Source organism: Dietzia sp. DQ11-38-2, assembly GCF_014145055.1.
Classification (GTDB): domain Bacteria; phylum Actinomycetota; class Actinomycetes; order Mycobacteriales; family Mycobacteriaceae; genus Dietzia.
This window is the reverse complement of record NZ_JAALDW010000096.1, coordinates 1-7,574: the sequence shown is the minus strand read 5'-3', so window position 1 is coordinate 7,574 and position 7,574 is coordinate 1. Positions and strand designations below refer to the sequence as shown.

7 protein-coding genes are annotated in these 7,574 nt (G+C 68.0%); all 7 read right to left on the bottom strand.

Going from position 1 to position 7,574, the window contains the following annotated elements:
* Positions 1–168 precede the first annotated feature (168 nt).
* Positions 169–1,452: an ABC transporter substrate-binding protein gene (locus tag G6026_RS03775; protein ID WP_107755353.1), complete on the bottom strand. Its 1,284-nt coding sequence runs from the start codon at positions 1,450–1,452 to the stop codon at positions 169–171.
* Positions 1,453–1,498: 46 nt separating this feature from the next.
* Positions 1,499–2,686 (bottom strand): branched-chain amino acid ABC transporter permease, encoded by a 1,188-nt coding sequence (locus G6026_RS03770; protein ID WP_182612295.1) that lies wholly within the window; start codon positions 2,684–2,686, stop codon positions 1,499–1,501.
* Positions 2,683–3,588 (bottom strand): branched-chain amino acid ABC transporter permease, encoded by a 906-nt coding sequence (locus G6026_RS03765; protein ID WP_107755351.1) that lies wholly within the window; start codon positions 3,586–3,588, stop codon positions 2,683–2,685. The genes G6026_RS03770 and G6026_RS03765 overlap by 4 nt, the downstream gene beginning before the upstream one ends.
* Positions 3,585–5,420, bottom strand: coding sequence for an AMP-binding protein (locus tag G6026_RS03760; RefSeq protein WP_182612294.1), 1,836 nt, complete (start codon positions 5,418–5,420; stop codon positions 3,585–3,587). Before G6026_RS03760 ends, G6026_RS03765 begins: the two co-directional genes overlap by 4 nt.
* A complete protein-coding gene (locus tag G6026_RS03755; RefSeq protein WP_107755349.1) occupies positions 5,420–6,232 on the bottom strand; it encodes an ABC transporter ATP-binding protein in 813 nt (270 codons plus the stop codon). The genes G6026_RS03760 and G6026_RS03755 overlap by 1 nt, the downstream gene beginning before the upstream one ends.
* A complete protein-coding gene (locus tag G6026_RS03750; protein WP_182612293.1) occupies positions 6,229–7,017 on the bottom strand; it encodes an ABC transporter ATP-binding protein in 789 nt (262 codons plus the stop codon). The genes G6026_RS03755 and G6026_RS03750 overlap by 4 nt, the downstream gene beginning before the upstream one ends.
* A gap of 312 nt (positions 7,018–7,329) precedes the next feature.
* Positions 7,330–7,574 (bottom strand): precorrin-6A/cobalt-precorrin-6A reductase (locus tag G6026_RS03745; protein ID WP_182612292.1); only part of this gene is annotated, 245 nt, incomplete at its 5' end.

The window sequence follows — 7,574 nt, the reverse complement described above, 5'->3', positions numbered from 1 at the left end:
GAGGGGTTCGCGACCCCCACCCTGCACGCCTCGTACCTCCACACCCACTGGGCCGGGCACCCCGCACTGGCCGCGAGGTTCGCGGCCGAGGTCGCCCGCGTGCACAGCGCGCCGCCCGTCGACGGTGGTCGACGGGCGGCTCGCGTCAGCTGAACCGAGCGCGTTCGGTCACATGAGGTAGCACGCCTCGGTGAACTCGAAGTCCGCCGCGGTCGGCCCCTCGTACCATTCCTCCTCCAGGACCAGACCCGTCGGGCTGCCCGCCTCGATCCGGTTGAAGATGGTCGAGCGCGACGCGTGCTCGTTGACGTCACCCGAGTAGTCACCTGCGCCCTCGGCGAACATGCCGTCGGTGTCCAACCCGGTCAGCTGGTCGGCGGTCTCGAAGACCCCGGCCCGGGTGAGGTCGTCGTTCTCGATGGCCTGCTGGAGCAGACCGCGGATGACGGTCTGGGCGGCCCATCCCAGCACGAACCAGTCGTTGGGCTCGGCCCCGATGGACTCGGCGAACTCGCGCATCTCGTTGTGACCCTCGGAGTCGTATCCCCAGGGCGCGACGGTGGCGGCGCCCCGGTACCGGGCTTCCAGCGCGGGAGCCGCCTGGCTCCCCATCAGCCCCGCGCTCCAGGTGGGCGTGGCGCCGATGAACTGGCCCTCGTACCCCTGCGCGACGGTCGCACCCACGATGGCGCCGGTCTCGATCGCGCTGGTGGCGAGCAGGACGACGTCCGGACGGTCGGCCAGGATCCGCTGGATCACCGCGGTCTGCTCGTCGGTGCCGCCGGGCGCCGTGGTGTACCGCGTGAACTCGATGTCGCGCTCCTCGGCGGCGATCTCCGCCCCGTTGGCCGCGTCGTCGCCGTAGTCACCGGGGAAGTGCACCATCCCGACGCTCGTGGCGTCGAGCTCGTCGACGGCGTAGTCGACCATGTTCATGGCCTCGGCGCAGTAGCTGGTACCGAACTCCAGCACGCCGTCCTCGAAGAGCCAGTTCGACCCCAGCGAGGCGGGGACCGCCAGGATGTTCTGCTGCCGGGTGTCATCGAGGATGCCATTGGTGTGGGCCGTGCCCAGCGAGTGCGCCAGCACCAGGATCTGATCCCTGATCTCCCGGTACTCCTGGGAGTGCGTGGTCTCGTTGTAACCGCTGTCGCGAACGTGGGTCACCATGTCGACCTCGTAGCCGTCGATGCCCCCGTTCTCGTTGACGTTCTGCCAGTAGGCCTGCGCGCCCTCGATCATCGGGGCGCCGACCGGGGAGAACGGGCCCGTCAGGTCGGTGACCGCACCCAGGTAGATGCAGCCGTTCGACTCGTCGACCGCGTTCGGGCACGGCTCGTCGGTGATCCCGGCGACCTCGGTGTCGGAGGCGTCGTCGCGACCACAGCCCGACAGGACCAGGGCGACGGCCGCCAGACCGGCCACCCCGCTGCGTAGCGTCTTGGACTTCATGATGTTCTCCTCGGTGTTCGATGTGTGGGATCAGACGTGGGTGGGGTCAGTAGGTGAAGGGGAAGCTCTTCCAATACATCCGCATCCGCAGCCATATGCCGAACAGGCCGCGTGGCTCGAACAACAGGAACGCGACGATGAGGCCGCCGTACAGGATCGCCTCGACCTCGTAGATGTTCGGGCTGACGTTGGGCGCCGTGGAGATGTAGGGGACGAAGTGCGCCATCTCGGAGGAGATCCGGGGCAGCGACGCGATCAGCAGGGCGCCCATGATCGTGCCGGAGATCGTCGCGGCGCCGCCGATGAAGACGATCGCGACGAACTGGATCGACATGATCAGCCCGAACTGCTCCGGACCGAAGTGCCGGTTCGCGACGAACAGCAGCGACCCGCACACACCCGCGTAGAAGGACGAGACCGTGAACGCGATGAGCTTGTAACGGGCCAGGTCGACACCCATGACGCCAGCCGCGATGTCACGGTCGCGGATGGCTCCGAAGGCGCGGCCGACCCGTGAACGCGCGATGTTCCGGGCCGCGAGCGCCCCGATCAACAGCAGCGCGAGGAAGAACCAGTACAACTTCTGGTCCGAGGTGAACGCGCTATCGAGGGTGAGGTCGTCCCCGAACAGGATCGGCCGGGGGGCCTCGCGACCGACTCCCTGGCCACCGGTGACACTCCCCCGCTCGGTGAAGATGTAAGTGCCGAGGAAGACCAGGCCCAACGTCACCACCGCGAGGTACAGCCCCCGCAACCTGGTGGCCAGCGGCGCCACGATCACCCCGCAGAGCGCGGCCATCGCACCGGCGGCGAGGATCCACGCCGGGATGAAGGTGATCCCCAGGCCCAGCGCACGCCCCTCGGGATCGCCGGCCACCACCGAGGCGGTGTACGCGCCGACCCCCACGAAGAAGGCGTGACCGAGGGAGATCTGCCCCGCGTAACCGGTGATCAGGTTGAGCCCGATCCCGCCGATCGCCAGGACCAGCCCGAGCCCGAGGATCCGCAGCACGTCGTCGCTGACGTTGAGCGGCAGCAGGACGGCGAGGACGACGAGCACGGCGGCGCCCAGCGCCTTGGCCCGCGTGTTGAACAGCGCCTGCTCCTGCCGGTAGCTGGAGTAGAGCTCCGGCCGCCCGCGGGGACCGCCGAAGAAGCCGGCCCGTCGCCCGGTCGCGGTCCGCGGCGTCGGGGATCCCCCCGACGGTTCCGCCGCCGATACGAGTGTGCTCATACCCGTTCCACCTCCTTGGTGCCGAACAATCCGTGGGGTCTGACCAGCAGCACGGCCAGCATGATGATCCAGGGCATCAGCGGACCCAGGTTCGTGGTGAGTTCGGGCATGACGCCGCTGCCGTCGAACCACTGGTTGTGGTAGGTCGAGACCATGGCCTGGGCTATGCCGATGGTCAGGCCGCCGATGATCGCGCCGCCTATCGAGTCGAACCCGCCGATGACGATCGCGGGCAACGCGATGAGAGCCACGAGCCACAAGGTGTTGCCGATCGGGCCGCCCGTCGCGGCGAAGATCCCCGCGAGTGCCGCCAGGGCCCCGGCCATCGCCCAGGACAGCGCGAAGATCGCACTGGCGCTGACGCCCTGGGCCATCGCCGCCTCCTGGTCGGAGGCGACCGCACGCATCGCCAGGCCCACCGAGGAGTACCGGAAGAACAACAGCAGGGCGACGACGATCACGGCGGCGGTGACGAACGCCGCCACGTGCCGGTGCTGGACGATGACCCCGCCGATCACCGAGACGTCGGTCCCCCACGGGTCCCCGACCGAGCGCGGTTGGGTGCCGAGGAACATCCCGGCGACGGTTCGGATGACGATGTCCAACCCCACGGTGATGATCGCCACGATGAACACCGCCTTGCCGACCATCGGGCGAATCGCGGCCCGCTCGACCAGAAGGGCGATGACACCGATGGCGATCACCCCGAGGATCGCCCCGACGTAGAACCCCATCACCGGCGCGAGGAAGCTGACGATGATCGCCCCGGACATGAGGAACGCGGGCTGCGCGAAACTGATGACGCCGGTGGCCTTGAAGATCATGACGAAGCCGATCGCGACGAGTGCGTAGATGGCACCCGACCCCAGACCGACGCTCAGGGCACTGAGGAACTGGGTCATCGTGCCCCCTCGTAGAGCTCGTCGACGAGATCCGCGAACATCCCCGTCACCGCCGACCGCTTGACCTTCTGGGTGGCGGTGAGCTCGCCCTCGTCGTGGTCGAGCTCCTTGGGCAGCAGCGCGAATGCCTTGACCTGCTCCACGGCGTTGAACCTCTCGTTGGTGGCGTCGACGACCCCCTGTACCAGCTCGCGGACCTCGGGTTTCTCCGTCAGGTCCCGGTAGGTTGTGTAGGCGATCCGTTTGCGGGTGGCCCAGTCACCGACTGTGTCGAGCTCGATCCCGATGAGGGCGGTGAGGTACCTGCGACCGTCGCCTATCACGAGGGCCTCCTTGATGTAGGGGGACACCTTGAGGGCGTTCTCGACCTCGGACGGCGAGACGTTCTTGCCGCCGGCGGTGATGATGATGTCCTTCATCCGGTCGGTGATCTTGACGTGGGTCCCGTCGACCCACTCGCCCACGTCCCCGGTGTGCAGCCAGCCCTCGGCGTCGATGGTCTCGGCCGTCTTCTCGGGGTTTCGCCAGTACCCGGCGAACACCGCCGGGCTGCGGACCAGGATCTCGCCCGTCCTCTCGTCGATCTTGAGTTCGGTGCCCTCGTGGGGTTCACCGACGGTCCCGAGCTTGACCCGTCCGGGCTTGTTCGTGGTGGCGATCGCCGAGTTCTCCGTCATCCCGTAGAGCTCGTGCATCGGGACGCCGATCCCCATGAAGAACTTGAGGACCTCCGGGGCGATCGGTGCCGCTCCGGAGACCGCGTGCCGTGCGTACCGCAGGCCCGTCCGGACCCGCAGAGCCCGATACATGCAGATCCACCCCAGCCCGTACCAGGCTCGGCTGGCCGGGGTGTGCCGTCCGCCGTTCGAGACCAGCGCGTCGCCGATCCGCTCGGCGCGCGCCAGCCAGAAACCCGACCACTTCCGCTTGAGCCAGGTGGCGTCCTCCAGACGGATCTGGGCCGAGGCCAGGAGCTTCTCCCAGATCCGCGGCACGCCCATCACCAGGGTGGGCTGCACCTCCTGGAGGTTCTGGGGCACGGTGTCGATGGATTCGGCGAAGGTCACCTGGAGTCGGCTCGCGCAGCTCATCCACGTGGTGAAGAAGCGCTCGGCGACGTGCGACAGCGGGAGATAGGTCAGCACGTAATCGGAGGGCCCCGGGGGCGGATCGGAGGTCCCCCCGCGGGTCATGACGGTGTCGATCGCGAACTCGACGTTGGACGTGGTGAGCATGGCGCCCTTGGGTGGGCCGGTCGACCCGGAGGTGTAGACGAGGGTGATCAGATCGTCAGGCCGTGCCTGCTCCATCCGTCTGACCACCGCCTCCGGGTCCTTCAGACGGTGCTCGCGCCCGAGCGCCAGGAAGTCGTCCCAGTGGATGAGGCGCTCGTCGTCGTAGTGTCCCCGGATCCCGCGCGGTTCCAGGTACACGATGTGGGTGAGGTCGGGGCACTGCTCGGAGACCGCCAGGGCCTTGTCCACCTGCTCCTGGTCCTCGGCCACGAGCAGCTTCACCTGGCTGTTCTCCAGCAGGTACCCGACCTCGGCGGCCGGGTTGGTCGGATAGACGCCCACACTGACGCCCCGGACGGCCACGGTCGCGATATCGCAGATCAGCCACTCGGGCCGGTTCTCGCTGTGGATCGCGACTCGGTCCTGGGTGTCGATCCCGAGCGCGATCAGCGCGTGCGCGACGTCCTGGATCTGGTCCCAGTACTGGGCCCAGGTCGTCGGCTGCCAGACACCCCGTGACTTCCTCCGCAGTGCCACGTCCCCGGGGTGGGCGGCGGCGTTGTCCCGGACCCGCGTGGCCAGAGTGGTGGTGCTCATCAGCTCCCCCCTCCGTCCGCGGGCACCGCGGCCTGGCCGCCCAGATAGGCCTCCACCACCGCCGGGTGGCTCTGGACCTCCGCGGGGGTGCCGAGGGCCAGCGGGGCACCGAAGTCGATGGCCAGCACGCGGTCCGCGATGTCCATCACCAGGCTCATGTCGTGCTCGACGAGGATCATGGGGGTCTTGAACTCCTGTCGGATCGAGAGCAGGAAGCGCGCGGTGTCCTCGGTCTCCTCGAGGTTCATCCCGGCCACGGGTTCGTCCAACAGGAGGATCTCCGGCTCCATCGCCAGCGCCCGCCCGAGCTCGATGCGCTTCTGGATGCCGTAGGGCAGCAGGCCCACCGGGAGCTTGCGCCACGCCTGCAGTTCCAGCAGGTCGATGATCTCCTCGACCGCGGCGCGGTTCAGTTCCTCCTGGCGCCTGGCCGGCCCCACCCAGGCGATCGCGGCGAGTGTGCCGTAGCGGAACTTCACGTGGCGACCCAGCATGAGGTTGTCGACCAACGTCAGGTTGGCGAACAACTCGACGTTCTGGAAGGTCCGGGCGACCCCCAGACGGGCGATCTTGTGCGGACGCATCCCCAGGAGCTGTTGACCCTTGAGCTTCACCGACCCCTGCTGCGGCCGGTACACCCCCGAGAGCACGTTGAAGATGCTGGTCTTCCCGGCGCCGTTGGGGCCGATGATCGCGAAGAGCTCGTCCGGGTTGACGGTGAAGTCGACGCCGTCGATCGCCTTGAGGTTCCCGAAGGCCAAACTCACCTGCGAGAACTCGACGACCGGGCTGGTCGTAGACGGGTTCGTCATGATGCCCACCTCTTGCGCCGGCGGTACTGTTTGACGTTGCGATAGGACTTCGTCCCGTCGGAGTCCGAGCGCGCGCCCAGGTAGAACTCGCGGATGTCGTCGTTGTCGAGCAGGTCCGCCGCGGGCCCGTCCATGACCACGCGGCCGGTCTCCACCACGTACCCGTGCCTGGCGATCGACAGCGCCATCGCCGCGTTCTGCTCGACCAGCAGCACCCCGGTCCCCTGCGAGTTGATCTCCACGATGATGTCCCGGATCTGCTCCACCATCTTGGGCGCCAGGCCCAGGCTCGGTTCGTCCAGCAGGAGGAATCGCGGTGCGGACATGAGCGCCCGGCCGATCGCCAGCATCTGCTGCTCGCCGCCGGACAGGTAGCCGGCGACTCGCGACCTGCGCTCGTGGAGGACGGGGAAGAGCCCGTAGACGCGATCGAGGCCCTCGCGGAGGTGGCGGCGCGTGACGTGCGCGCCGATGCGCAAGTTCTCCTCGACCGAGAACTCCTTGAAGATCCGTCGCCCCTCGAGGACGTGCTTGACGCCGTGTCGCGCGATCGCGGGTGCGCTCAGCGAACCGATGTCCTCCCCGTCGAGGGTGACCGACCCCTTGGTGATGGCCCCGTTGTGGACATCGAGTAGTCCGGAGAGGCTGCGCAGCAGCGTCGACTTGCCGGCTCCGTTCGCGCCCAGCAGCGCGACGATGTGGCCGTCCGGCACGTCGAAACTCGCACCTCTGATGACGAGCATCGCGTCGTCGTAGACGACTTCGAGATTACGAACTGATAACACTCGGCCTCCTGGTGTGATGGAGACCACACTATTCTCAGGTGTCCGAACATTTCTGTGTTTAGGCCGATTTCTCTGATCATGTTCTCGGCGGCGCCGGGCTGGGCGAAGTCCCTGCGGGTGGCGCCGGAGTCGTGATACGTGAGGCCAGTCCACCGTCCTCGACTTGATTGACCTGCGGCGATGCAGACCCGCGCGAGATCGGGTCCCGCAAGGACGGACGCGGCCAGGCGAGGCGTCGATCGTCTCTACACATGTGTTAACCCCGTAATCGGATCCTGTGGATCGGCCCGGAACCCGGCGTCCGGAGCCTCCTCAGACCAGGGTCCCGACTCGGTCGACGGCGGCCACCGCGTCGGCCACCACCTCCACACCCGGAGCGGCCCCCGGGCGGCGCACGACGACCACCGGCACCCCGAGTTCGGCGGCCACCGCCATCTTCGGCCAGGTGTGCACGCCTCCCGAGTCCTTGGTCACCAGCACGTCCGCCCGGTGCGCGGTGAACAGCGCCCGCTCGCCCTCGGCCGAGTAGGGACCACGGTCGAGCAGGAGCCGCCACC